Annotated in this window: 22 protein-coding genes; 9 read left to right on the top strand and 13 right to left on the bottom strand. The window is 62.7% G+C overall.

Features of this window, described 5'->3' with window-relative positions; genetic code table 11:
* Nucleotides 1-46: 46 nt before the first annotated feature.
* The 5 genes from BXE_RS31895 to BXE_RS31915 all read left to right on the top strand — a co-directional run bounded on the left by BXE_RS31895 (nt 47) and on the right by BXE_RS31915 (nt 4,925).
* Complete coding sequence (locus tag BXE_RS31895; protein ID WP_011492249.1) at nt 47-262, top strand: hypothetical protein; 216 nt, start codon at nt 47-49, stop codon at nt 260-262.
* 160 nt (nt 263-422) lie between these two features.
* Nucleotides 423-1,376, top strand: coding sequence for a hypothetical protein (locus BXE_RS31900; protein WP_011492250.1), 954 nt, complete (start codon nt 423-425; stop codon nt 1,374-1,376).
* Complete coding sequence (gene iaaH, locus BXE_RS31905) at nt 1,357-2,811, top strand: indoleacetamide hydrolase (protein ID WP_011492251.1); 1,455 nt, start codon at nt 1,357-1,359, stop codon at nt 2,809-2,811. The genes BXE_RS31900 and iaaH overlap by 20 nt, the downstream gene beginning before the upstream one ends.
* A 60-nt stretch (nt 2,812-2,871) precedes the next feature.
* A complete protein-coding gene (locus BXE_RS31910; RefSeq protein ID WP_049782295.1) occupies nt 2,872-3,648 on the top strand; it encodes a CDP-diacylglycerol diphosphatase in 777 nt (258 codons plus the stop codon).
* Between the two features lie 173 nt (nt 3,649-3,821).
* On the top strand, nt 3,822-4,925 hold the full coding sequence (locus BXE_RS31915) for a fatty acid desaturase (RefSeq protein ID WP_011492253.1): 1,104 nt from the start codon (nt 3,822-3,824) through the stop codon (nt 4,923-4,925).
* On the opposite strand, the gene BXE_RS31920 is transcribed toward BXE_RS31915, so the two are convergent.
* The 3 genes from BXE_RS31920 to BXE_RS31930 are packed head-to-tail and all read right to left on the bottom strand — an operon-like array spanning nt 4,862 to nt 9,307.
* The gene (locus tag BXE_RS31920) at nt 4,862-6,973 is read right to left on the bottom strand and encodes an acetate--CoA ligase family protein (protein ID WP_011492254.1); all 2,112 of its coding nucleotides are present in this window, start codon (nt 6,971-6,973) and stop codon (nt 4,862-4,864) included. The genes BXE_RS31915 and BXE_RS31920 overlap by 64 nt on opposite strands.
* Nucleotides 6,970-7,776, bottom strand: coding sequence for an enoyl-CoA hydratase/isomerase family protein (locus BXE_RS31925; RefSeq protein ID WP_011492255.1), 807 nt, complete (start codon nt 7,774-7,776; stop codon nt 6,970-6,972). Before BXE_RS31925 ends, BXE_RS31920 begins: the two co-directional genes overlap by 4 nt.
* A 55-nt stretch (nt 7,777-7,831) precedes the next feature.
* Nucleotides 7,832-9,307, bottom strand: coding sequence for an aldehyde dehydrogenase (locus BXE_RS31930; RefSeq protein WP_011492256.1), 1,476 nt, complete (start codon nt 9,305-9,307; stop codon nt 7,832-7,834).
* Nucleotides 9,308-9,523: 216 nt separating this feature from the next.
* Between BXE_RS31930 and gcvA the strand changes: the two genes are divergently transcribed.
* A complete protein-coding gene (gcvA, locus tag BXE_RS31935) occupies nt 9,524-10,447 on the top strand; it encodes a transcriptional regulator GcvA (protein ID WP_011492257.1) in 924 nt (307 codons plus the stop codon).
* 14 nt (nt 10,448-10,461) lie between these two features.
* Here gcvA and BXE_RS31940 read toward each other — a convergent pair whose 3' ends face one another.
* Together BXE_RS31940 and BXE_RS31945 are read right to left on the bottom strand one after the other, a co-directional pair.
* Complete coding sequence (locus tag BXE_RS31940) at nt 10,462-11,838, bottom strand: MmgE/PrpD family protein (protein WP_011492258.1); 1,377 nt, start codon at nt 11,836-11,838, stop codon at nt 10,462-10,464.
* Nucleotides 11,839-11,906: 68 nt separating this feature from the next.
* On the bottom strand, nt 11,907-13,364 hold the full coding sequence (locus BXE_RS31945; protein ID WP_011492259.1) for an FAD-dependent oxidoreductase: 1,458 nt from the start codon (nt 13,362-13,364) through the stop codon (nt 11,907-11,909).
* A gap of 270 nt (nt 13,365-13,634) precedes the next feature.
* Between BXE_RS31945 and BXE_RS31950 the strand changes: the two genes are divergently transcribed.
* The gene (locus tag BXE_RS31950) at nt 13,635-14,978 is read left to right on the top strand and encodes an MmgE/PrpD family protein (protein ID WP_011492260.1); all 1,344 of its coding nucleotides are present in this window, start codon (nt 13,635-13,637) and stop codon (nt 14,976-14,978) included.
* 69 nt (nt 14,979-15,047) lie between these two features.
* Here the strand turns inward: BXE_RS31950 and BXE_RS31955 are convergent, their stop codons facing one another.
* The 6 genes from BXE_RS31955 to BXE_RS31980 all read right to left on the bottom strand — a co-directional run bounded on the left by BXE_RS31955 (nt 15,048) and on the right by BXE_RS31980 (nt 20,902).
* Nucleotides 15,048-15,764, bottom strand: coding sequence for an ABC transporter ATP-binding protein (locus tag BXE_RS31955; RefSeq protein ID WP_011492261.1), 717 nt, complete (start codon nt 15,762-15,764; stop codon nt 15,048-15,050).
* Nucleotides 15,757-16,509 carry an ABC transporter ATP-binding protein gene (locus tag BXE_RS31960; RefSeq protein WP_011492262.1) on the bottom strand — a complete coding sequence of 251 codons (753 nt, stop codon included), beginning with the start codon at nt 16,507-16,509 and terminating at the stop codon, nt 15,757-15,759. Before BXE_RS31960 ends, BXE_RS31955 begins: the two co-directional genes overlap by 8 nt.
* Complete coding sequence (locus tag BXE_RS31965; protein WP_011492263.1) at nt 16,502-17,488, bottom strand: branched-chain amino acid ABC transporter permease; 987 nt, start codon at nt 17,486-17,488, stop codon at nt 16,502-16,504. Before BXE_RS31965 ends, BXE_RS31960 begins: the two co-directional genes overlap by 8 nt.
* Nucleotides 17,481-18,350 (bottom strand): branched-chain amino acid ABC transporter permease, encoded by an 870-nt coding sequence (locus BXE_RS31970; RefSeq protein WP_011492264.1) that lies wholly within the window; start codon nt 18,348-18,350, stop codon nt 17,481-17,483. Before BXE_RS31970 ends, BXE_RS31965 begins: the two co-directional genes overlap by 8 nt.
* A 31-nt stretch (nt 18,351-18,381) precedes the next feature.
* Nucleotides 18,382-19,563, bottom strand: coding sequence for an ABC transporter substrate-binding protein (locus tag BXE_RS31975; protein ID WP_081435595.1), 1,182 nt, complete (start codon nt 19,561-19,563; stop codon nt 18,382-18,384).
* Nucleotides 19,564-20,152: 589 nt separating this feature from the next.
* Nucleotides 20,153-20,902 carry a GntR family transcriptional regulator gene (locus BXE_RS31980; protein ID WP_011492267.1) on the bottom strand — a complete coding sequence of 250 codons (750 nt, stop codon included), beginning with the start codon at nt 20,900-20,902 and terminating at the stop codon, nt 20,153-20,155.
* 209 nt (nt 20,903-21,111) lie between these two features.
* On the opposite strand from BXE_RS31980, the gene BXE_RS31985 reads away from it, so the two are divergent.
* Both BXE_RS31985 and BXE_RS31990 read left to right on the top strand, forming a co-directional pair.
* Nucleotides 21,112-22,290, top strand: a complete 1,179-nt coding sequence (locus BXE_RS31985; protein WP_011492268.1) for a mandelate racemase/muconate lactonizing enzyme family protein — start codon at nt 21,112-21,114, stop codon at nt 22,288-22,290.
* Between the two features lie 94 nt (nt 22,291-22,384).
* Nucleotides 22,385-23,707, top strand: a complete 1,323-nt coding sequence (locus BXE_RS31990) for an MFS transporter (RefSeq protein ID WP_011492269.1) — start codon at nt 22,385-22,387, stop codon at nt 23,705-23,707.
* A gap of 80 nt (nt 23,708-23,787) precedes the next feature.
* Here the strand turns inward: BXE_RS31990 and BXE_RS31995 are convergent, their stop codons facing one another.
* Both BXE_RS31995 and BXE_RS32000 read right to left on the bottom strand, forming a co-directional pair.
* The gene (locus BXE_RS31995; protein ID WP_011492270.1) at nt 23,788-25,077 is read right to left on the bottom strand and encodes an MFS transporter; all 1,290 of its coding nucleotides are present in this window, start codon (nt 25,075-25,077) and stop codon (nt 23,788-23,790) included.
* A gap of 50 nt (nt 25,078-25,127) precedes the next feature.
* A complete protein-coding gene (locus BXE_RS32000; RefSeq protein ID WP_040124569.1) occupies nt 25,128-25,904 on the bottom strand; it encodes a carboxymuconolactone decarboxylase family protein in 777 nt (258 codons plus the stop codon).
* Between the last annotated feature and the right edge of the window lie 200 nt (nt 25,905-26,104).

A 26,104-nucleotide genomic window follows, 5' to 3' on the forward strand; every position in this document is an offset into this window, starting at 1 on the left:
TGCCGGCCTTTTGCACCGCACGCGGGAACACTGACTGCCAAAAATCATGAACTCACATATTCGCTACAAGGGTTACGAAGTTGCACCGGCCGCACAACAGTTGCCCAATGGCCTGTTCGCCGCCAACCTGACCATCGAGAAAACTTCCGCGAACCACGGCCAGGCTTATTCATTCGACGCGCTCGATTACTTCTTCGACGAAGAGCACGCGCTGGCTTATGCATTTCGCTGGGGACGCATGTGGATCGATAACCACCAATGACTACCCAGTAATCACCGGTCACCGGCAGTAAGCGTCATACGCCTGATCGCGCGATTCGCGTCGGCGCGCAGCGCCGCCGGACTTGTGCAGTCCGGCATCGGAATTTGAACGGTTGTGCCAGAATAGGCGACACATCGAGTTCGCCCTCTGTACGCCTGCCATGTCCGACACACTGACAGATGTTGCCGAAGACCGCACCTTGCGCCACTGGACATTCCGCGGCCCCGCCCGCGTGAAGATCGGTTCCGAAGCGCACAAGCAGATGTTTTGCCGCATGCTGCTTGAAACCCACAACCCCTACAAACCGGCCGTGATCGAATGGCCGGAGTTGCCGCCGGATGCACTCGAACGGCTGTGTTCGCTGCCCATCTGGGATATTGCCGTGCAGACCGAAGGCCGCGCGTCGATCGCCGTGCATACCTATGCCGCGCAATTGAGCGACCCGCTGCTGCGCGAAGCCATCACGATGGACGGCGACGAAGAAGCGCGTCACAAGCACGTGCTCTCCAAGCTGATCGCCGCGTACGGTATCGATATCGCGCCCGAGCCGCCCTATCCCGCGCCGCGCGACGCCGAATGGGAATGGATGCGCACGGGCTATAGCGAGTGCATCGACAGTTTCTTTGCGTTCGGCCTATTCCGCTCGGCGCAGCAGTCGGGTTTTTTCCCCGAGGCGCTGGTCGAAACTTTCGAGCCGGTGATTCAGGAAGAAGCGCGCCACATTCTGTTTTTCATCAACTGGGTCGCGTGGTATCGCCGCACCATGCCGATCTGGCGCAGGCCGTGGCATGCGCTGCGCGTCGCCGCGATCTGGGTGGTGCTGGTCTGGCAGCGCCTCGCGATCGCGAAAGGAATCGATGCTCAAGGCGTTGCGCACGATTCGAACTTTTTGCCCGCGAGCAGTGGTGTAATCAGTGAAGCCATGAATACGCGCGACCTGTTCGCACTGTGCCTCGCGGAAAACGAGCGGCGTATGAGCGGCTACGATGCAAGACTGTTGCGTCCCAGGCTGGTGCCCACGCTGGCGCGTTTCGCACTGCGCTTCATGAAACCTTCGCGCCGGAAACCAGCACCAGCAAAAGGAGACGCCGGCCATGACATGGACCGTCGATGAACAGCTCGCGCTGACGGCCACACAAGCCGTCGCCGCGATCCAGTCCGGCCACCTGAGCGCCGCCGACTATGTGGCCACGCTGCTCGCGCGCGCGGCGGCACTCGCGAGCCTCAACGCGCTCACCACGCTCGACCTCGACGGCGCGCTCGCCGCCGCGCGGCGCATCGACGCCTTGCCCGCTGCCGGGAAGGCGCGCCTGCCGCTCGCCGGCCTTGCCGTGGTCGTGAAGGACAACATCAACACGGCCGGCTTGCAGACATCGGCGGGCACACCCGCGCTCGAAGGCTTCGTGCCGAAGACCAATGCGCCCTCGGTGCAGCGGCTCATCGACGCCGGCGCGATCGTGCTCGGCAAAGCCAATATGCACGAACTGGCATTCGGCATTACGAGCACGAACTTCGCCACGCACGCCGGGCCGGTACGCAATCCGTACGATCCCACGCTGATTCCGGGCGGCTCGTCGGGCGGCACGGCAGCGGCAATTGCCGCGCGCATCGCGCCGGCGGGTCTGGGCACCGACACCGGCGGCTCGACCCGCATTCCCGCCGCATTGACGGGCACCGTGGGGTTTCGTCCGTCGGTCGGCAATGGCGGCGCCGAACGGCGCTATCACGATCCGGATGCCGTGGTGCCGATCAGCCATACGCGCGACACGGTCGGGCCGATGGCACGCACCGTCGCCGATATCGCGCTGCTCGACGGCGTGATTACCGGCGCCGGCGCGTTGCCCGCCGTCGCGTTGGGTGGTTTGCGCATCGGCTTGCCCGCGCCGCTGTGGGAAGGAATCGAGCGGCAGGTAGCGGACGTAACGCAGGCCGCCTTGAAGAAGCTCGAAGCGGCGGGCGTCGTGTTCGTACCGGTGGCGATGAGCGAACTGGACACGCTGAACGGCATGGTGGGCGGCCCGATTGCGGTCCACGAGGCACGCGACGACGTGCTCGCCTGGCTCGTCGCCAACGACGCGCCGGTCAGAACCGTCGTCGAAATGGCGGCCCGCATCGCCAGCCCGGACGTGCGCGCAATCTACGACGACGTACTCGACGATATCTTCGGCGAGCGTTACGACGCCGCGCTAAATTATTGGCGGCCGCGCTTGCAGCGGTACATGGCCGCCACGTTCGCCGACGAGCGCCTCGACGCGCTGCTGTTTCCGACCACGCGCCTCGCCGCCGTGCCGATCGACGACGTGAACGGCTCGTCGACGGTCTCCATCGACGGTTCGGAGCCGATCGACACGATGGACGCGTTCCTGCGTAACACCGATCCGGCCAGCACCTCGGGCATTCCGGGCCTCTCGCTGCCGGCGGGCATGACGGCAAGCGGGCTGCCGGTCGGACTGGAACTGGACGGCCCGCTCGGCGAAGACCGGCGCCTGCTTGCAATCGGCGTTGCCTTCGAGCAGCTCCTCGGCCCGCTGCCCGCACCCTCGATCTGATATCGGCCAGCCTTCATAACTCCCTTGAAAAACCCAACCCCGCCGCCGATGAAAACACCGATGCCCGTCCACCCGCCACGGGCCCTCCTGCGCCACGGCGCGCGAATCGCGGTGACGTTAGCTATCGCGTTGGCCGCCGGCGGGTGCGCGCGCCTCGCCACGGTCGACTCGAATGCGCTGTGGAAAATCGTCGACCTGCGCTGTGTGCCGTCGCAACAGGCCACCGGCACGCCGGGCCAATGCACGAGCGTCGACCTCGACAAACGCTACGCTATCCTGAAGGATATCGTCGGACGGTCGCAGCATCTATTGATCCCGACCGATCGCATCACCGGAATCGAAAGCCCGCTCGTGCTCGCACCGCATGCGCAGGATTACTGGGTCGACGCCTGGAACGCGCGGACCTACGTCGAGAAATCGGTCAAGCGTACGCTGCCTGACAATCAACTCGGCCTGGAGATCAACTCGCAATACCGCCGCTCGCAAAACCAGTTGCATATCCATATCGATTGCATGCGCGGCGATATCAGCGAAGCGCTCGCGCAACACGCGAAAGACACGCCCGGCAAATGGCGTTGGGATACGCTCGACGGCAAGCGTTACCGCATCATGCGCGTAACCGCGCTCACCCAGACGGACAATCCGTTTCGCATCGTCGCGCAGGACAATCAGGGCGAAGGGACAATGGCCACGCAAACTATTCTTGTCACCGGCGCGGGGCCGTCGGCGGAACAGGACGGCTGGCTGGTCGTGAACAGCGGGATCGACGTGGACAACGGCAGCGGCTCGGCTGAAGGCCTGCTCGATCACGCCTGCCGCGTGGCGGATAGACAATGAGCACATCGAGCACATTGAGCACAATGAGCGCCTGACCGCCGGGGCCGGCCGCCGCGGCGCAAGCTGGCCCAGCTATGCACGTTTTGGCAGATGCATTACTGAACAAATTGGTTCTGGCAAGACGCGTGGGTCCGTAGTATCGGTCTGAACCTGCATTCCGACCGATCCTGTTCATGGCGATTTACCTCGACGACACGCAACGCAACATGCTCTCGCGCCTCGCGGCAAGCTGGACATGGCGCACGCAATGGCCGACGTGGGCGCTGATCGCGGCGATCTACGGCGGATGGTTCAGCGTGGCGACACATGCGCGCGACCTGGGTTTACCCGTCACTACGCTTCTGCTGGCTTTGCTCGGCACGTGGTACATGTCGCTGCAACATGAACTGCTGCACGGTCATCCTACGCGATCGCCGCTCGTCAATGCGCTGCTCGGTTTCGCGCCGCTCGCCGTGTGCTTTCCGTACGGCATCTATCGCGATTCCCATCTTCAGCATCACGACGATCCGCATCTCACGCATCCCGAGCGCGACCCGGAGAGTTACTTTGTCGGCAGGTTCGCGTGGCAACGCGCGGGCTGGGCGATTCGCGCGCTGCTGACCTTCCGCAATACGTTTGTAGGCCGCCTGCTGGTTGGGCCTGCGTTCGCGATTGCCGCGACCGGCGTGGCGGCGCTGCGTCGAATCAAAGGCGGTGATTGGCGCGATGTCCCGGTGTGGCTTGCGCACTTTGCCGCACTCGCCGCGCTTACCGCCTGGCTGCAACATGTTTGCGCGATCCCGGCGTGGGTTTTTATTGTCGGCGCGGGTTATGGTTCGCTGTCGGTGGGTTCGGTCAGGTCGTTTCAGGAACACCGCGCGGCGCAGGCGCACGAGCATCGCACCGTCATCAATGAAGCGGCGTGGTTCTGGCGCCTGCTGTTTCTGAACAACAACTATCATCTCGTTCATCACGACTTGCCTCATGTCCCCTGGTTCGCACTACGGAGGGTTTATGAGGCGTCTCGTGAGCAATACGTGGCGCGCTCGGGAGGTTTTCTCGTGCGGGGTTATAGCGAATGGCTGCGGCTTTATGCACTCGCCGCCGTCGCTCATCCGGTTTATGAGGATGCGTCGGGGTTGATTCAACATAATCCGTCCGCTCGCGAGCGTTTTGCCGAGCACACCACTCGCCAATGGATGTCATCGCCGCAGACGGGCACTTCCCGCCACAATCAGCGCTCGGGCGGCCCGTCAGAAGCCAGCACGGCCACACCGTCCGCCGCCCTCACCCCCTGAGTCTCCGGCAAGACGAAGAGCGGATTGATCTCGGCTGCCATGAGGCGGTCGCCCAACTGGCTCACCATCGTGGAGAACGCGACGACCGCTGTGACGAGCGCTTCGATGTCGGCCTTGGGCCGACCGCGGAAGCCTTGCAGCACACGCAGGGTCTTAAGTTCGGCGAGCATCTCCATCACCTGTTCGCGCGAGAGACCGCCGCGACCCGAAAGCAACCGCATCGACGTGTCGTCGAACAGTTCGGCAGTGATGCCACCCATGCCTAGTAGAATCGCCGTGCCGAGCGCGTCACGATGCATGCCGACAATCATTTCCGTGCCGCCGGACAGCATTTGCTGCACGAGAAAGCGCGTCGGCGCGACGCCGGTTTTCTGCTCGACCTCGACGGTCATCGCCTGCAAACGGGACGACACCTGATCCGCGGTCAGGTTGACCGCCACGCCGCCGACATCGGTTTTGTGAGTGATCTCGCCCGAAAGTATCTTCAGCACGACCGCACCGCCGAGTGTGTTCGCCGCGGCTTCCGCTTGAACGGCTGTCGTCACGACCTTCTCCTCCACCGGCGCAATGCCGAACCGGCTGAAGAGTTGCTTGGCCTGGTGTTCATCGAGCGAGCCTGACGGCAGATCCGCTACGGACACGACGTGGCCCGCTCCCGGATCGGCGGGCGCCTTCCATCGATAGTGGCGCCGCAAGCCGTCGAGCGCCGCGCCGCAGCTTTCCACGATCGAGTATGCGGGAACGCCGTATTGCGTGAGAATCGCCGCTGCCTCCGGCGCATGCGGACTCGTGAAGGCCACTACCGGTTTTTCCGACAGCGGCAGACAGTCACGGATCGCACTCGCCATGAGTTCCGGCGACCCGACGCCCGACGCACCGACGACGATCGTCAACGCATCGTAAGTCGGGCTCTGCATCAGAATCCTGATCGCACCGCGCAGCAGATCGGGCTGTAGACCGGCCAGCGTCACGTCGATAGGATTCCGATCGAAGTTCGCGTGTATTCCGGCTTGCAGCGAGCGCAGTGCGGCTGCGGTGTCGCTGTCGGGCGCCGGCGTCTCGAAGCCGCATACACCGAGGCTGTCGGACAGCAACGTGCCGGCGCCCCCGGTGGACGTGAGAATCGCAACCCGGTTGCCGCGCAGCACGCGGCCCGTATCGAGCGCGACGGGAATGTCGAGCAGATCGCCAAAGGTATTGGCGCGAATGATCCCGACCTCCGTGAAGAACGCGTCATACATGCGGTCGGTGCCGGCCAGCGCACCCGTATGGGAAGCCGCGGCACGCGAGCCGCCTTCCGAGCGGCCAATCTTGAACGCGACGATCGGCTTGCCGCGCTGCGCGGCAGCTAGCGCGGCCCGACGGAATTTCTCAGGATGCCGGATTTCCTCGAGATAGAGCGCAATGACCTTCGTCGCCGGATCCTCGGCCAGATAGTCGATAAAGTCCGCCGTATCGAGATCCGCTTCGTTGCTCGTCGAAATCAGCTTCGACAGGCCAATGCCGCGTGCCGCCGCGCGCGACAGCAACGCACCCAGAATGCCGCCGCTCTGCGATACAACGCCGATGGAGCCGCGGGTAAACCGGTCCATCGCGAGTGCGCCGCTCGCCGACAGGCAGATGCTGTCGGTAAGATTCACCAGCCCGATTGTGTTCGGCCCGAGGATCCGCATGCTGCCGGCGGCCTCGATCAGTTGACGCTGCCGCTCTGCACCTTCGTCGCCCGTTTCCGCGTAGCCGCTCGCGAGCACGATCGCGGCCGCCGTCCCGCGCTCCGCCAACTCCCGTACGGCGATATGCGCGCGTTCCGCGCCCAGCAGCACGATCGCGACGTCCGGCACACCCGGCAACGACGCGACATCCGGATAGCAGCGCAAACCGCTGACACTGCTGGCGCGTGAATTGACCGGATAGATGTCGCCCGAAAATCCATGCTTGAGCAAATAGACAACCGGCCGGCCAGCGGTTTTGCCCGCATCCGACGACGCGCCGATGATCGCGACGCTACGTGGTTTCAGCAGGCGTGCGACAGCGCTGGTTTCGCTCATGATCTGGCCGCCTCACGTCGGGCCAGAAATGCCAGGACCGACTCGCGATGCTCGGCGCTGGTGTAGCAGATGCCTTGCGCCTGGCTGCCTTGCGCGAAAACCTGCTGGGCGGATAGCTCGAAACTCTGGTTGAGAATCGTCTTGCCTAAAGCGAGCGCAGTGCGAGAGCCTTTGCTCAGCTCGACGGCCCATTCCCGGGCACCCGCAACGAGCGCATCCGCGTCGAATGTCCGGTCGACGATGCCGAGCGCAAGCGCTTCGCCGGCCTCGACCTTGCGGCCGGTGAAAATCAGTTCCTTCGCTTTGGGCAAGCCCACCCTGCGCGGCAGAAAATACATGCCGCCGCCGTCAGGAACGATGCCGCGGTGAATGTACGCCCACGAAAAGCTGGCCGCTTCCGAACCGGCGATGAAATCGCACGCGAGCGCGATATCCGCTCCGAGTCCTGCCGCCGCGCCGTTCACCGCGGCTATCGTCGGCTTGGGCATGGTATGCAGCAGGGACTGCGCGTGATGAACACCCTGCTGACGCGTCCAGCCGTTGAAAGCGATCTCGCCGGGCGGTGCCTGGATCCGTCTTTCCATGCCGGCCACGTCGCCCCCCGCGCAGAATCCTTTGCCTCGTCCCGTCAGAACCATCGCACGGATCGTCTTTTCGCGCGCCACATGTTCGAGCGCTTCGACAAAAGCAGTACGCATGTCGTCGCTCATTGCATTGCGCTTGTCCGGGCGATTCAGCCAGAGCGTCGCTATGCCGTCGGCGACTTCCAGTTCCACAAGGTCGTTTGCCGTGTCGTTTGCCATGTCGTTTTCCGCTGCTCCCGTTGGTGTCGGATTGGTCTGTCGCGTGCGTCGATCATCATTTGCCGGCGAACAGCGCTGGCATCTTCAGATCGCTCGACATCCAGACGCTCTTGGCCTCCATGAATTCCTTGACGGATTCGATACCGCCTTCGCGGCCAATGCCGCTTTGCTTGAAGCCGCCAAAAGGCGTGGTGAAACTGCTGGAGCGGTAGTTATTGATCCATACCGTGCCCGCCTTCAGGCGTTGCGACATCAACATTGCGCGATGCAGGCTGTTCGTCCACACCCCGGCTGCGAGTCCGAATTTGATGTCGTTACCGATCCGGATCGCGTCTTCTTCGTCCTTGAATCTGATGATCGACAGCACCGGTCCGAACACTTCCTCCTGGGCGATGCGCATGTCGTTCGTCACATCGACGAAAACGGTCGGCTCGACGAATCGGCCCGCGCCATACCCGGGACCGGAAAGCGCGCGGCCGCCGGCCACGCAGCGCGCGCCTTCCCTGGTCGCGATGTCTATGTAGCCGAGAATCTTCTCGAACTGCGGCTTGGTGGTGATCGGTCCGATCTCGCTCGCCGGATCCAGCGGATTGCCGACCTTCGCCGCCCTGGTCAGCTTTGCAACCCGTTCGACGAACGCGTCGTGTATCGATTCCTGCAAAAGCACACGGGAACCCGCGACGCAGGTCTGGCCGGTCGCCGAAAAAATGCCGGAGATCACACCGTTGACCGCCTGGTCGAGGTCCGCATCGTCGAACACGATATTCGGCGACTTGCCGCCCAGTTCGAGAGAGACGCGCTTCAGGTGCTGTGCCGCCGCCGCGTAAATCTTGCGCCCCGCTTCATCGCCACCGGTGAACGCAATCCGCGCGACACCCGGATGACTGACGAGCGACGCTCCGATCTCCGGCCCGAAGCCCGTCACGACATTGAATACGCCTCGTGGAAATCCGGCCTCCACGAACAGTTTCGCAAGTTCGAATAGCGACGCCGACGTGAATTCGGATGGCTTGCACACTATCGTATTGCCGGCACATAAAGCCGGCGCCATCTTCCACGTGGTCAAGGGCAACGATGAGTTCCAGGGCGTGATGCTCAGTACGACACCCATCGGTTCATAGCGAATGAAGTTGAAAATCCCCGGCTTGTCGATCGGCACGACCGCGCCTTGAATCTTGTCGGCAAGACCGCCGAAATAGTAGTAGTACTTTGCCATGTACTTCATCTGGCCGAGTACATCGCGAAAGAGCTTGCCGTTATCGCGGCTTTCGATCGTCGCGAGATGTTCCGCATCACGCTCGATCAGCGCGCCGAGCTTGTACATCAGCATCCCGCGTTCACTCGCCGAGAGTGTCGACCACGGTCCCTCCAGCGCTTTTTCGGCCGCGCGAACCGCGCGATCCGCGTCCGTCGGGTCGGCCCGCGGAATCTCCGCCCACGGCTCTCCCGTGAACGGATCGTCGGTTTCGAACCAGGCGCCCGAATGCGGATCCACCCATTCGTTGTCGATGAACAACTGATAGCGTTTCATGTGGCGCCCTTGAAAAAAAAGCCGCGCGTTCGTCAGGACAGTGCGCCGGCTGGCGCGTCATCGTCCGTCGTACAGACGAACGGACGTGATACGAAGTCCAAATGTTCTGACAGGCAATGGATGCGGGTCGGCAACGATTCTGCTCGCGAACCCGAGGTCCCTCAATCGATTTGTTGTGCTAGCATCCATGAGTCAAAATTATGGAAGGCTCGCTTCATGTCGCAACTTCCACCGCTCGCCGCGCTAAAGGCATTCGAGTCCGCAGCGCGTCATCGGAGCTTTACCAAAGCCGCGCAAGAGTTGTTCGTCACGCAATCGGCAATCAGCCGCCACGTTCGACATCTCGAACAGCTGTTCGGCATTCCCCTCTTCTATCGCGACCATCGCGCCGTCACGCTGACGCCCGAAGGCGAAGCGTATATGTACGAAGTCGTCGAAGCATTTTCGCGCATCGATCTGGCCACGCGCCGGCTGAAGGTGTCGGGACGTCAGAACATCCTGAATCTTCAGGCTTACTCGACATTCGCCATGTATTGGCTGATTCCCCGACTCGGCAAATTCCAGCAGATCAACCCTGAAATCGACGTGCGGCTGACCGCATCGACAGCGCCGCTCGATTTCGATCACACGGATATCCATGCGTCGATACGCACGGTCAATGGTCCGCTGGAAGACGACTTGCGCGGCGATAAACTGTTCGACTATCGCCTGATTGCAGTTGGCGCGCCGGCCGCACTTTCATCTCAACCGCCTCTGCGCGAACCCGGCGATCTGAAGTCCGCCATGCTGTTGCATTCAATGGCACGACCCGAAGATTGGGGCGTCTGGCTGAACGCAGTCGGCGCGAATGACGTGCCCCTCGAACGGGGGCTGCGCTTCGAATCATCGGCTATGGTCTATCTCGCGGCGCAGCAGGGCCTTGGCATTGCCATTGCGCAGAGCTTTCTGATTCAGGAAGAATTGCAAAAAGGCTTTCTGACGAAAGTCTTTCCCTATGAAGTGCCGTCGGAGCGCACTTACTATTTGCTGAGCTCGCCACGGCATGTCGGCGATGTCGCACTCGAACTGTTTCGCAAATGGCTGCTCGACGAACTGGCCAGCGATCCGCTCACAGCCAGAACCAATCATATCGAAGCGTGAGCCGCACGCCGGTCTCAATCGCATCGGATCCGGCAATGCTCTGCCAGTTGCGCAACGCGGCCGTCAGGCAGGAATCCGTCGAGTACGGCAAGCAGTTGAGCGGTGCGCTGCGCACCTAACGCAGGCGTTGCGAGCGCGCGAAACTTGGCGAAGAGGCGAGCCGATTGTGCGGCCTTGTCGGCGATCGGCATACCGCAATCGTAGGCAAGTGTCCATTCATCACCGTCCTTCGACCTGATGGTCACGACGGAATCACTCAAGGTCATGCCCGGCACCAGTTCGACCTTGACGCGATCCAGCACCGCGCTCACGGCCGCCTCGGTCACCCTGTTCCATGCCTCCAGATCACTCGTGTCGATTCCAAGAAGCGCAAAAGCGGCACACGCGCGCAAACTGAATTTGGCCTCCAGGCCCGTTTTTGGCGACTGAATATTGCATATCGAGCAGCCTTCGCCCGCGACGACATCGATCTGCTTCACGGCATCAACGTCGATGGCGTGCTGCTGCCGTAAAGCGGCCACGGCCTCGATGGTCGAGTGCGTGCTGTAGCAGGCCGCGTGGAATTTGAACAGCAGATTGCGGATATGGAAACCGTTCGCCGGCGTGGATAAGGCCTCGCGCTGATGAAAGTCGCTGCCATGCACACTGGCAAAGCCCTGCTCGCATTCGAGCACGTCCGTGCGGCTGATGAAGCCCTTCTGCGCGAGCAACGCGGCGCGCAAACCTGCTTGCGCCGCGAGCCCGGCATGCAGGGGCTTGGCCATGCTGCCGAACATCACCTTGAGTCCCGCCGCCTGGGTGGCGGCAACGCCCAGCGCATGACAAGCCTGAACCTGAGACAGGCCGAGCAGATGCGCGCACGCAACGGAAGCGCCAAGGGCGCCGATCGTTGCGGTCGCATGAAATCCATTCGCATAATGAGCCGGCTCGACGAGCTTGCCCACGCTGCACGCGAATTCATGACCCGCCACGAGCGCGGCAATGAAGCCGGCCGCGCTCGCCTGACGATGCTCCGCAAGCGCGAATAGCGCGGGAATGATCGCTGCCGACATGTGTCCCGGCACCGTGAGATTCACGTCGTCATAATCCAGCGCATGCGACGTGGTGCCGTTGACTAGCGCAGCCTGAATCATGCTGGTCCGCCACGTGTGCCCGAGCACCGTGGCGTGCGGATGGCCGCCCTCCTCTCTCGCGATCTCCGCGGCGATCCGGCTCGCCGGCTCGTCGATCGCGGCGAACGAGCATGCGAGCCAGTCAACCAGACAGTCGCGCCCGATGCGCCGCACGTCTTCAGGCAACGCATCGAAGCTGACGCCAAGCGCGCGCTCGACGAGCACGTGTGTCAGTCCGGGGGGCGACGCACGCGAGAGGTCAGGATCGTTTTGCGACATGCTGTCTCCTTCTCATTCACCAGGACGCTGCCGGCTCATAGGTCCATCTGCGTCGACGCCGAAGGCGTTCACTGCGATGCCGCATGCTCGCCGGCCCGCCGTCCGAACACGGCGCCCCGGAGCACGGACGTGGCACCCGCATAGCGTCCGTAATACAGTCCAATGGTCTCACCCGCCGCATACAGCCCCGGCAGTATGCACCCTTCGTTCTTGATCACCTGCCCATTCACGTTTACTTTCAGACCGCCTAGCGTGAACGTGTTTGCAGAAATGATCGGGTAGATATGGAACGGTGGCGTGTCGAGCGGCATTGCCCAATTCGACTTGCGCGGTGACAAGCCTTTTGTCGCCAGTCCGTCCAGCGCTTCCGGATTGAACGCGCCGCTTGTGCATGCCCGATTGTATTCGTCGATCGTCTGTTGCGCAGTCTCGGCGTCGAACCCGAGTTTCGCGGCGAGCGTCTGGATGTCCGGCGCGGTCTCGGGCGGCATATCCGAGCGCACACAACGCTTCCAGTTCTTGATGCGATTGATCTTGTCGTCGAGAATGCAGTACGCTATGCCTTTTTTCTGCTCCGCGATCAGGCGGATGGTCTCCTCGTAGTGCGCATCGATAGTTCCGGGCGCCTCGTCGATGAAACGCTTGCCGTCGCGATTGATCAGAATGCCATAGGGATAGATCATCACGAGCGCTTCCGTGACGCTCGAACGCGGGTCCACGGGCTGCCCGTGGTATTCCGCATAGTCACCCGAAGGCGCCGCACCGAGTCGCAGCGCCATGCTGATACCTTCACCCTTGTTGTAGTACCCGCCCCGCGCAACAGGACGCAGATAGCGCCCTTTCGGGCCGATATATCGAACCACCATCTCGGGGTTGCCCTGGAAGCCCCCGCTCGCGAGAATCACGGATTTTCCATAGAACCGCAGCGGCGCGTTCTTCGGATCGGTCGCCGTGACTCCGCACACCTTGCCTGCCGCGGTCTGGATCAGATCGCCGGCCGTCGTCTCATAGAAGAATCGCACCCCTGCTTTTTCCGCATATGCGGTCATTGTTTCGACCAGTTGCCAGCCACCGCCATTGACCGCGATCCGCGGCGACGGGCGCGGCGTCAACCCGTAAAAGCCGGCTTCTCCGAATGTGATTCCATGCTGCTTGAGCCATGCAACCGCATCGGGAACGGAATCGATGAAGAACGAGATCAGTTCGGGATCCGTAAATGGCAACGCACGCACGATCGGCGACCAGTTGTCGTAGTCCTGGATCGTCGACTCGACGAAATCGGGCTGGGTGTAATAGCCGCTGTTGTTCATCAGAAGCGATTCGAAGTCGTGCGAGAGTTCCGTTTCGCTTTTCATCCGCAGATACGCTTCCGTGTAGCGGGTGTTGCCGCCGCGCTCGTCGTACGTCGCCCGCTCCAGTACCGCCACCTTCGCTCCCGCGTCCGCGGCGGCTACCGCGGCGCTCAGACCGGCCACGCCGCAGCCGACGACCACCACATCGAAATTCAGATCGTCTCCCGACACCATAGCAATATCCTTCTTTTTCCGAGTATCCGTTCGCGGACTCGCCGCGGCCATGTCAGCGGGGCCGCCGATCTCCGGCATGCGTGTCCGCACTCCTGCCTCACGTCAGGTCATAAGCGATTGTTGAAGAATTCACCCGCACGCTCAATCGATATTTCTGTCGGAATCCATGACCCTCGCTCATCCAAGCCGCGCGCGAATATCGTGCAGGCAACGTCGCCCACGCTGCTTATACTGAAGCACCGTTTTCTCGGGACAAGCGGGGAGATCAGGATGTCTGATGGATTTATCGAACTCGGATCTATGATCGCGAGCGCGGATATAAACGCCGGGTCGCCGCGAGCCAGAGAGACGCTCGACCAGGCGATTCGCGCATCGCTGCTATGCGTGCTCTTTGGCGTCGAACGCGAATCATGGGTCTGGCCTTTTTCCGCATCGGTCCAACGGGACCAGCCGGCGTCGCGGATGCTAGCGGGCCTGTTCGAACCGCTCGGCGGAATCGGTTATCTCGGCACCCTCGCGGGCGCATCGGACCTCGACCCGATGGACCCCGGCCCTTCGCACACAGTCCTGCCGGCTACGCTCGCAGCGTGCATTACACATGGGTTGCAGGCGGATCCCGATACATCCACCGCAGGAAGCGATCGCGCGGTCGCTTCCGCCGTGCTGGCCGGTATCGAAATCGCATGGCGCTTCAGGAGCGCGCTGACGGGCACGCGGCCAGGCGTAGGATTTCACAGCCCCGGCGTGTTCGGCGCACTAGCGGCGGCGGGCAGCGGCGCCCGCATGCTCGGCCTCACGCCCGACCAATGCGTGAATGCGCTGGCGATTGCGCTGACGCGCGCGTCGGGCCTCGGAATCAACAGTGCGGCGTCGATGATCGGGATGACCCATTTCGGCTGGGGCGCTTTTCACGGTCTGGAAGCCGCATTACTGGCGTCGCAGGGCTGGAGCGCCTCGCGCGACTTTCAACGCGCGCTCACCACGCTGTTCGGCGAAGGGCGCGCCGATGCGCAGAAGCTATCCATATCCGGCTCCAAAGCCGCGGAGACGCTGGTCTTCAAGCGCTACCCTTGCAACATCTACCTGAACCTCGTCGCAACGATGCTCGAAGGCGCGAAGGATGGCGGCGCCGATCGTATCGATGTGACACTTCCCTGGGTGCCTCACCTCGATTGCGCAAATCCGCGTGACTTGCGTGAGGCTCGCAATAGCGCCCAGGCTGTCGCCGCGATCGCGGCTGCTTCGGATCTCTCCTACTCGGCGTTTTCCGGCCCTCCGGGCCCCTGGCGGCCAACCGCTGCGGTAGCTCGCCTGCTACCGAACGTGCATCTGAAGATGGACAAGGACGCGCCGACCGGTTTGCAGAATGCACGGGTGGGGGTTCGCGCATGGAAAGGGCAGACGCTGGTACTCGAATCCGAAGGCGCAATGCGCGATATCCACGGGTGGGGAGTCGAGCACGCACAGAAGCTGATGGGCGCAGACGATATCCACGGTTACGGTTTGCTCGCGCTCTATGGCGGCGCTTACCTGCAAGGCTTCCACTACGTCGACAAAATAAGGCGGACATCCGGCAGCATGGCCCGGATCGGCGGCGCTCCACCGACGACCTGAAAGGTGCGTGCCTCGCAAAGCAAGGCTCGCGCGGCAAGCGGCAAAACCGCAACTCACGTCGCAGCGCGCTCAAAGATAATATTCGCGCGCCAGTTCCTCGTGATCCTTCTCGAGTTCGCTGACCGGTCCCTCGGCGACCACATGGCCGGCACGTAAAATGTGAAAACGGTCGACCACCTGCGCGGCGAGCTTCATGTTCTGCTCGACCAGTACGATCGACATCCCCTCGTCCTTGCGCAATGCGCACATCATCGCGCCGATTTCATGCACAAAAAGCGGCGACAAGCCTGCCGAAGGCTCGTCGAACAGCATGATCGTGGGCTCCGCCATCAACGCACGGCCGATTGCCAGCATCTGCTGCTCACCGCCGGACAGCGTCGCGGCGGCCTGGGACACGCGCTCCCTGAGCCGCGGAAAGTAATGGAACACCCGCTCCAGATTCCGGCTTGCCGTTTTCGGCGCGCGCGAGATCGAGCCGATACGCAGGTTGTCGATCACCGTCAGTTCACCGAACAGATCCCTTTCCTGCGACAGATGCAGCAGTCCTCGCCGCACGATCGTGTGCGGTGCCGCGCGGCCAATGTCTTTGCCGAATAGTTCGATGCGCCCGGCGCTCGGCCGCAGGAAGCCGGACAGCGTATTGAGCAGCGTCGTCTTGCCCGCGCCGTTCGCGCCCAGCAAACCCACCGCCTCGCCTTCGCGCAACGTCATATCCACGGCGTGCAGCGCCGGTATCGCGCCGTAGCGCACGTCGAGGTCCGATATCTTCAGAACGGTGTCATGCACGGCCAAGATAGACCTCCAGCACATCGCGGTTGTGGCGGATCTCAGAAGGCGCGCAATGCGCGATTTTCTTGCCGTAGTTCAGCACCAGGATTTCGTCCGATACGGCCATCACCAGATCCTGCACATGCTCGACCATCAGTACGGCCATGCCATTCGCGGCGAGTTCGCGGAGCACGCTGCCAAGGTGCACGCGCTCGCCGGGAGACAGGCCGACGGCCGGTTCATCGAGCATGATCATGCGTGCCCGCGCCACTGTCGCGCGAGCGATTTCGACGAGCCGCTGCTGCCCGAACGACAGGTCGCCGGCAATGCGTTCGGCGATCTCGGGCACGCCCATCTGTTCGAGCGCACTGCGCGCCCGGCGAACCGCGTCGCGCTCCGCGCGCGAGGACCCGGGCATGCCGGTCACGGCGCCCCAGAACGTGCTCTGCGTCGACAGTTCGAGACCCGTCAGCACATTCTCGATCACCGTCATCTCGCGCAGAATGCCATTGTTCTGAAACGTACGACGGATGCCTAACGCGGCCACCTTTGCGGGCCGCTCGCCGGTAATGTCGCGCCCGTCGAAGTGAACCTTTCCCGAAGTCGGCCGGATCATTCCGCCGATCGCATTGAACGCCGTCGATTTGCCGGCGCCGTTCGGTCCCATCAGCGTGATGATCTGTCCCGGCTTCACGCTGAAGGAGAGATCCTGCACGGCTTTCAGGCCCGCGAACTGGACGCAGAGATCCTGTACGTCAAGCATCTTTGTCGTCCCTGTAAAGTCGTTCGCGCAGCATCGGCACATGCGTGCCGAGAAAGCCTCCAATGCCTTTGGGGATGAGGAAAAGCACCGCGATCAGCAGCACGCTGAAAGCCACTTCGTTCAAGCCGGGCAAATTGCTGAGCACATTCGGCAACGCCGTGATAATGATCGCGCCGATCACCGAGCCGGCCAGGCTTCCCGGGCCGCCGATCATCACGATCGTGAACTCCATCAGCATCTGCGAAATGTCGAACGAGTCGGGCGACAAGCGGCCGTTCAGTTCGGCGAAAAGCGCGCCGGCGAGACCCGCGACCAGCCCGCTCCACGCGAACGCGATAATTTTCGTGCGATTCACCTCGATACCGAGCGATGCGGCCGCCGCCTCGTTGTCGCGCACCGCGACGAATGCGCGGCCGTAACGCGAGCGCAACAGCAAAGACGTCGTCCACAATACGGCGACCGTGACGAACAGGAATACATAGTATTTGCCACGGCCGCCCAACGTCATGCCGAACAGGGAAATCGGCGGCACGTCAAAGCCGCCTGAACCAAAAGTGACCTTCTCGGCGTGAATCCAGACCCACCTCATCAACTCGACGAACGCCAGCGTCACGATCGCCAGATAGTAGCCGCGCACGCGCAGCGCGGGCAGGCCGACGAGTAAGCCGGCAAGGCCGCCCGCGATGCCGGCGAGCGGAACCGCCACGACGAACGGCAAGCCCAGATGTACCATCGACAACCCCGCGGTATACGCACCGATGCCGAAAAACGCGGCATTCGCGAATGCCAGTTGGCCAAGATAGCCGAGCACGATATTCAACGCGACCGCGACAATGCAGTACACGACGATCGTATTGACAATGAACTGCACGTAGTCGTTGACGAACAGCGGGACGAGGCACAGCGGAACCAGCAGCAACGGCTTGCCCAGCCATGCCGGGTTCGAACCGCTCGCGCGGCGAAGGACATTATCAACCACGGCTTATCCTCGATTCTCCAAGCAGCCCCTGCGGGCGTACGATCAAAACCGCAATGATCACCAGATAATCCGTCACGTCGATCAGCGAACTGGACACGAAGCCGCCCATCACGTTCTCGACGACACCCAGCACGATCGAGCCGAGCACCGCGCCGGGCAGCGAACCGAATCCGCCCAACGTCATCGCGGCGAACGCGTGCATCAGCATGGTTGCGCCCATGTCGGGATAGACGAGCGTGGTGGGCGCAATCAGGATGCCGGCCGCAGCACCCAGCAGTGCGCCCGTCCCCCACATCAGATTGCGCAGCATCGGCACGTTGATGCCGACCAGCGACGCGCCGCGCGGAGTCTGCGACGCGGCCTGAATCACCTTCCCGGCCTGCGTCGCCTTGAAGAACACAAAGAAGCCCGCGACGACCACGAGCGTGAAGCCCATCGTCAACAGATCGTCCGGCATCACGCTGATGCTGCCGAAGCTGATCTGATCGCCTCCGATCATCGGCGGCAGCGGATCCACTTCCCGGCCGTAGAAGAAGCGCACCACGCCTTTCATCAGATATGAAAGCGCGACGGTCATCATGGCAAGGCTGATATGCGGTGCGCGCTGCAACGGCCGCATCAGCGCGCGCTCCACCGCGAGGCCGATGGCGAACAGCAGCACGCACGAGAACACGACCGAGCCCGCATACGAGAAGCCGAAGCTGCGCTGCGCGACCATCGCCGCAAACGCCCCCAGCATGAAGAACTCGCCGTGGCAGAAGTTGACGACCGTCGTCGCGCGATAGAGGATCGTCATGCCGAGCGCGATCAGCGCATACAGGCTGCCGGCAACGACCCCGCTAACAATCAGTTGAGAAAGCATCGATGCTCCATGCTGTAGTGCCGCGGCGACCTTATTGCGACTGGCCCGGATAGCTGGCGACGATCTTCGGATCGCCGTTCGCCCAGTAGATCATCTTGCCGCTGTTAATGCCGGCATGCTGCGTCGCAGAGAACGTCAGCGGGCCGGATTGCACGCCCGGATCGAAGCCTTTCAGGTTATTCAGCTGGGCGATGAACTTTTCTCGCGTCAGATCGGGGCCTGCATGCTTCAACGCCTCCACGATCGCAAGCGCACCGGTCATACCCATGAAGCTGATGGTCTCGACGGGTTGGCCCGGGTTGTACTTGCGATACATGTCCACCCACTTCCTGAAGCCGGGCGCATTGAGCGGCTGTGAAAGCGGGTAGAAAACGAACAGTTGCTTCGTCGCCGCCGGGTTGCCGACACGCTTGACCATATCTTCAATCGACACGCCTTCTGTCGTGACGATCGGGGCATTCAACCCGTAGCGGAAGCCGGAGCGCACATAGATGGTCAGCTCCGGCGCGTACAGCACCGCCAGCACGAAATCGGGTTTGGCGGCCTTGATGCGCAGCACCTGCGAGGTGGCATCGGTGTCGCCGCGGTCCATCGTGACGTTCTCGACCGGGGTCAGGCCTTTGGCTTTCAGGTCCGCGAGAATCGGATTCAGATGCGAGCGCCCCCAATCGTCTGACGTACTGATGATCGCCACACGCTTCGCGCCGGTCTTCGACAGCGCGAAATCGACCATAGCTTGTGATACCGTCATTGTGGTCGCGACGGGCTGGAAGATATTGGGCTGGGTCGGCGTGGAGATCGACGCGCTCGCAGCGCCGAGGTCCATGAACGGCAGCGTGGGATTGGCGGCCAGTTCCGGTTTCATGGCCATGACGTTGCCGCTGCACCAGCCGCCGTGGATCATGAACACCTGGTCCTGGGAGATGAGCCGCTTGGTATCGGCGATTGCCTGATTCGGATCGCACGCGTCATCGACGACGGACAGCTCGATCTTGCGGCCGTTGACACCACCGGAGTCGTTCACGTCTTTATAGACTGCCTCGGCGCCGAGCAGCGCCAGCGATCCAAAGGCGAACGAACTGGTGAGCGGCGCAACCATGCCAATGCGGATCGATGTCGGCGTGACGCCCACCTCCGCTTGCGACGCGTTGCTCCAACAGAGCACGGATGCGACCAGCGCCAGCGCGGCCCCTACCTTCGAGCGTTTCATCATGTCTCCTTGCACGCGCCGGTGCGAGGCCGGTCAGCGAGTTCTTTTATATGCCAACTGCCGGCGAGCCCTACACCGGTCATTGGAATGGTTTGCACTGCATCAATACACCTGCGTGTGCACCGCGTACGACACAAACGGAGTCACCGGGCTTATGAAAATTGTCTGCGACGTGTATCGGTCGCGTAAAGCGACAAATAATCAACGACCCATGACTGCAAATAATGCAAGGCGCGCGGCCATAGACGGACCGCGCGCCGTCCGGAACCGCGATAGAACTGCCAGAGAAGGGATTGGAGGCTTCCTGTCATGGACGCGGCGAGGTGGCGTTCGCATGACCAGTTTAAATGGGACGCGATTTATTCGGGTCTATCCTGGCTACCCGCGAAGCATGCCGCGCCGCGGCGACACGACATCAGCATGGCTCGCCACGCGGCTGATCACCGCCGTGCCCGAGCGCCGCATACGGAGAACCGGCCGGCGCGATCCGTCGTTCTGTAACTGGGCGCACGACTACGCACTTCGCGTTGTATTGCGTTGCATTGCGTTGCATTGTTCCGTACCCTGGATCGAGCGCGGTCCGCCATAAACCTCAGGCATCCTCATTAGCACCGATCCAACGCAACTCACTCAGATAGTCATGAGTCTGGGTCGACGCCCATGAACGCCGGAACTCGACCGGCGCGCCTTGCAGGTCGAACGCCACGCGAATGCTCAGCAGCACCGGCTGCCCGCTGGGAAGACCGAAGTCTACGGCGACATCTTCGGGAAGCGCACAGGCCTGCAGGCGATCTTCGACCCGGCTCACCGACACGCCGCACTGCTGCTCGAGAAACGAATACACGAGGTGAGCGGGTGCATCGTCGCTTCCCCACTCCTTGCCGCCCACCCGTGCATACGGGAACGCGATCGACTCCAGTACCAGCGGCGTTTCGCCGAGCGAACGGAGCCTGCGCAGCCGATAAACGAGGTCCCCCGCTTCGAGATGCAGCGCGGCACGCTCGTCCTCACGGGCGGCGGCCCGCTCGCGCAGCAGAATCGTATCGACCGGCAGGCGGCGCATGTCGTCACGCCGGTCGACCAGACGGTAGAAGCTCGTGAACGCGCGCTCATTGGTGGCTCTGGCGACAAACGTACCCCGCCCTCGCTGACGGACGACGAGGCCCTGGCCGCTCAACACGTCGAACGCTTTGCGCACTGTGCCGACGCTCACCTTCAACTCTTTGGCGAGCGCTTCTTCGCCAGGCAGCAACTGCCCCGGCATCCATTCGCCGCCGACTATCCGTTCGCGCATGTGGCGCGCAAGCCGGACGAAAGCGGGACTCAGATCAAGTTGGGTCATCGTTTAATTCTATATAGAATATAGAAACAACACTACAGAATTTGATTCCCAATGCATCGGCGGCTACCTAGAGTTGAGCCTTGACGAGTGTCGCCGCCAACGGGCTGCGACCCGGCACTACGTCCACATGCGCCGATTGACCGGCGTGGATATCGGTGCATGCACAACCACTTCCATCACCTCATCAAGGCCGCTGGCTGGATCCACCCATGAAATCGAGTACTCACCGCATCACCTCTGTCGAAGCACTGCACGTCGGCCAGTTCCTCTACGCCCGGATCCGCACGGAAGCCGGGCTGACCGGTTTCGGCGAGGCCGGCTCGTGGGGACACATCGAGGCTGCGAAAGCCGCCCTCGAAAAGTTCGGCGAATATCTGGTCGGCAAGGACGCCAACCAGATCGAGCGGCACTGGAACGTGATGCAGCGCTTCTCGCATTTTCGTGGCACCGCGGTCAACGCGGCCGTGTCGGCGATCGACATCGCACTCTGGGACCTGCTCGGCAAGCGGCTGCAGGTTCCCGTGTGGCAACTGCTCGGCGGCGCATACCGTGACAAGTTGCGCGTATACGGCCATGTGTACGCAGAAACGCTCGACGAAGTGCTCGCGGACTGCCGGCGCCTGCGCGCCGAAGGTTTCACCGCCATAGGCCATATCAACCCATTCCTCGACGAGCCGGAAGGCGATGTCTACTTCCGCTCCTTTGCCGGCAAGGTGCGCGACGCGAAGGAGCGGGTAATGGCCTTTCGCGAGGCAGTGGGACCGGACGTCGATCTGCTGATCGAAATGCACCGGCGTCTGAATCCCGCCGAAGCGATCGCGATCGGCCAGGTGCTGGAGCCGCTCACGCCGATGTGGCTCGAAGACCCGCTGCGCCCCGAGTTCTACACGCAGATGACGACCGTCGGTCACGCGATCCGCGTGCCCGTCGCGACCGGCGAACGCTTCAGCACGCCGGCCGAATTCCATCTGCAACTGGCGGGCGGTGGGGTGCGCTATGCGCGCACGTCGGTCTGCGTATGCGGCGGGATCACCGGCGCGAAGAAGATCGCCGCACTCGCTGAAGCGCAGAACGTCGACATCGCACCGCATAACCCCCTGTCGCCGATCAGCCTCGCGGCGTGCATGCAGGTGGCCGCTTCAGTGCCGAACTTTGCGATCCAGGAATACCCGACCGGCTTCGAGAACCTCGTGCTCAAGTCCGGGCAGAATCTGCTCGGCTCCGATCTCGTCAAGAATCATCCGGTGCCGAAGGAAGGCTTCATCACGGTGCCGGACGCGCCGGGTATCGGCGTCGAACTGGTGGACGACGTGGAGCATCGCCGGGCGCCGTTGCACCGGCCGGTCTCGATGCGCAGCACCATCGACGGCGCGCCGCTCGATCAATGAAACAGGCATCGGGACGCGGCAACGCGAAGCGTCCCGATGAACGCAAACACGCTTCGTGCATCGCATCGCCAGAACAACATACAAGGAGACTACCGTGACCCCATCCGATCCGGACAACTTCAAAGGCATCGGCCGCGGCCGATGGACGATCGTGTTACCGATCGTCTTCGCGGTCTACATGCTGTCGTATTTCGATCGCGTGAACATCGCGATGGCATTGCCGCACATGACGAAGGCACTGGGCCTCACGTCCGTGCAGGGAGGCTGGATCGGCGGCGCGTTCGCGTGGGGCTATGCTTTCACGCAACTGCTCGGCGGTTATATGTCGCTGAAGTTCGGGCCGCGCCGGCTCGTGGCGATCTGTCTGCTGCTGTTCGGCGGCGCGGCGATGCTGACCGGCGTGGCAACGACTTTCTGGCAGATCGTCGCGGTGCGCATTCTGCTCGGCTGCGCCGAAGGTCCGATCTACGCGGCGACCTCGATGCTTCTTGCGCAATGGTTCACGAGGCCCGAACGCGGGCGCGCGTTCGGCATCTGGAATCTGGGCGCGCCGCTCGGCGGCTTCCTTGCCGGCCCGATTTCCGGCGCGCTGATCGCCCATTTCGACTGGCGCGTGATGCTGATCGCCGAGGGGCTGCCCGCATGGATCTTCTGCCTTGTGTGGTTCAAGGCGATCCCGCAGAGCCTCGACCTGGCAGGCTGGCTCTCAGCCGCTGACCGCGACGTGCTGCGCCGCGATCTCGCCACGGAACAGGCGGGCTATACGAAGCCCGAGCACGACCCGTGGTGGACGATCTTCAACGAACCCGCCGTCTGGCTGCTGACGATCGGCTTCGGGCTCAATACGATCCTGCTGTACGGCACGACGCTGTGGCTGCCATCGGTGATGAAATCCTACGGACAGCTGAGCGAAACGACGATCGGCTTTCTGTCCGGCGCGCCATTCGTGATGTCGATGTTCGGCATCTACTACATCAGCCGCCGCTCCGACCGGCATGGCCAGGAGCGCCGTTGGCATGCGGCGATCCCGACCATGCTCACCGGCGCGCTGATGGTGCTGGCCGCGTTCGTTCCTGCCCCGCTGTTCTATCTGCAGATTGCGCTGTTCATTGCGCTCGGCTTCACGCTGAAGATGTTGATGCCGCTGGTCTTCGCACGGCTCACCGAGATCCTGCCGATGAGAAAGGCCATGCCGGCCGTGGCGTTCGTGAGCGGTGTCGGCAATCTGATCGGACAGTTCCTGGGGCCGCTGATGGTGGGCTATGTACGCGCGGCCTCGTCCGACTACAAACTCTCGCTGATCGCACTGGGCGCGTCCGCGCTGCTGGGCGGCGTGGCGATCGCCATGTCGAAGTCGGCCGCTGAACGGTCCGGAACGGCTCGCAACGCGGTGGGTAACGCCGAGGTGATGAAGTAGCACTATGTCGCGCCGGGGGGCGCCCACGCCCCCCGGCCCCGGCCTGCGGACATCGCGGGTGAAACCTGCACTAAGAAAACTCAATGCAGCGCAAGCGGTACCGTAGGCGCCTCGACATCCCGCTGCTGCGTGCGATGGATCAGCAGCGCGATCACGGCGGCCGCGCCGAACAGGAAATAGCCGAGAATGTAGAAGCTGTTCGACAGATTGCCACCGCGCGCATAGAAGCCGACGATCAGCGGCCCGACCACGCCGCCGAAGCTCGCAAACATGTTGATCATCGCGACCGACGGCGCGGCCTGATTGCGCGGCACCTTGCTGATCACCCACGCCCACCACGTGCCGGCCGGCGAAAACAGCCCCGCACCGGCGATACAGAACATCACCATCGTGAACACCACGCCGCCTTCGAGATAGTGCTGCGCGAGCAGCGCCGCGCCGCCCACCACCAGCGGCACAGCGACGAACCAGCCGCGCGAGATGCTGGACGGCTTGTCCGACAGCCACGAGTTCACGAACATCGACAACGCGCCAAACAGTGAAGGCAGCGCCGTCAACCAGCCCACCGCCGCGAAGCCGTGCGGGAAATACTGCTTGATGAGGCTCGGCATCCACAGCCCGAAGCTGAAAATCACCATGATCCACGACAGCGCAACGACCGCGAGAAGCCATACCGTCGAGCGCTTCAGCACGCTGCCGAAACTGCCGTCCGCACCGGTTCCCGCGAGACGCTGCTGCGTGATGAAGTCGCGCTCCGCGCTGGACAGCCAGCGGTCGGTGGCCGGATCGTCGGAAACGAACATCCACACGAGCACGGCCATGAAGATCGCTGGCAGGCCTTGCAGTACGAACATCGTCTTCCAGTGGAATACGTCGATCATCCAGCCCGCGAGCGGCGCCATCAGCACCGACGACAACGGCAGCGCATATTGCGCGAACGCAATGCCGCGCGCCCGTTCGCGTGCCGGAAACCAGCGCACGAAGATCACCGAAAAAGACGGCCAGATCACGCCTTCGGCGAGTCCCATCACCACACGCACCGCGATCAGCGCGGGCAGCGTGTGCACCATGCCGGTCAGGCATGCCATCAAGCCGGTGATGAACATCGAGACGGCGATCACGCGGCGCGGACCGATGCGCGTCGAGATCCAGCCGCCGGGAATCTGCGTGACCAGATAGCCCCAGAAGAATGCGCCCAGCAGCGCGCCGGTGATCGTCGTGCCGAGTTGCAGATCGTGCGCCATCTGCGGCGCCGCAACGCCGATGTTGGTGCGATCGGCGAACGCGACCAGGTAGCTGACAAAAACGATCAGACCTACCCGCAGCCAGCGTGATTTGCCGATCCGTTGCGTGTCGTATGCGGTGTCCATTGCGTGTCTCCTCTTCCTTTTCGATGTTATGGGCGCTCGCCTCGCGCAGATTACGGAGTGAGCGCCGCTTGCGCTTCGCGCGCGGCGATCTCGTCGAGCACGATAGGCAGCGCCAGCTCGAAGCTGGCTATTCCCATCGTGCTCGCCAGTTGCATGACTTCGAGAATCTCCGCCGGCGTCGCGCCGTACTTCAGCGCGTTCTCGATATGCACGTGCGTACCGGGCACGTACTGGTGCGTGACCGATACATCCACGGCGATGTACATGAACTCCTTCACTTTCGGCGGCAGCTTGCCGTGCACCCACGGCACCGATGAGAACGTGGTGAACGCCTCGAAAAAGTCCGGATCGAGCGCGAGCGTGCCGTCCCAGATCGCACTCCAGTAGCCGCGCTTTTCCGTAAATTCGCGCTTGATCGCCTGACGGCGCGCGTCGGCGTGGCTCGTGTCGATTGCGTTGCGCGGGTCGTTCGCAACCTTCTCTTCGAGCACCGGCATGCCGATCACACACGCATGCACGCCGATCACGCTGATCAGTTCGAGCGTCTCGAGCAGCTCGTCGCGCGTGGCGCCCAGGCGCAGCGCTTCGCGGCAATGGCGGCGCACGGCAACCGCGTTCAGATGTGTGACCGACGCTTCGAGCGCGAAGCTCACGAGTGCCTTCACCTTCGGTTCGAGTGGACCGTTGCGATACGCGCATCCGGCGAATGCGAGGTAAGCCTCGACGAATTCCGGGCTGATCGCGATCAGCGGATCGAGCGACGCGGGCCACGAACCGCCAGCGGCAACGAACGACGTAATCCGGCCCTTGAGCGTAGGTGAAGTCATTAGGCATCCAAAGTGACAAGTCAGGAGTGAAAGCGCGCCGCCTCGCATGCAAACCAACGACGGGCGAACTGCGCGAAGGGAGTGACACTTATCTTATGAGCGACCTTACGAAACCGCAAACCGATATGCCCAGCGAGGCGCGTTGTTGCTCCGCAGCAGCCGCGTGCCCGGAGAAACGCGCCGAGGCCCTACCCATAAAG

The sequence above is a fragment of the Paraburkholderia xenovorans LB400 genome, assembly GCF_000013645.1.
Taxonomy (GTDB): Bacteria; Pseudomonadota; Gammaproteobacteria; order Burkholderiales; family Burkholderiaceae; genus Paraburkholderia; species Paraburkholderia xenovorans.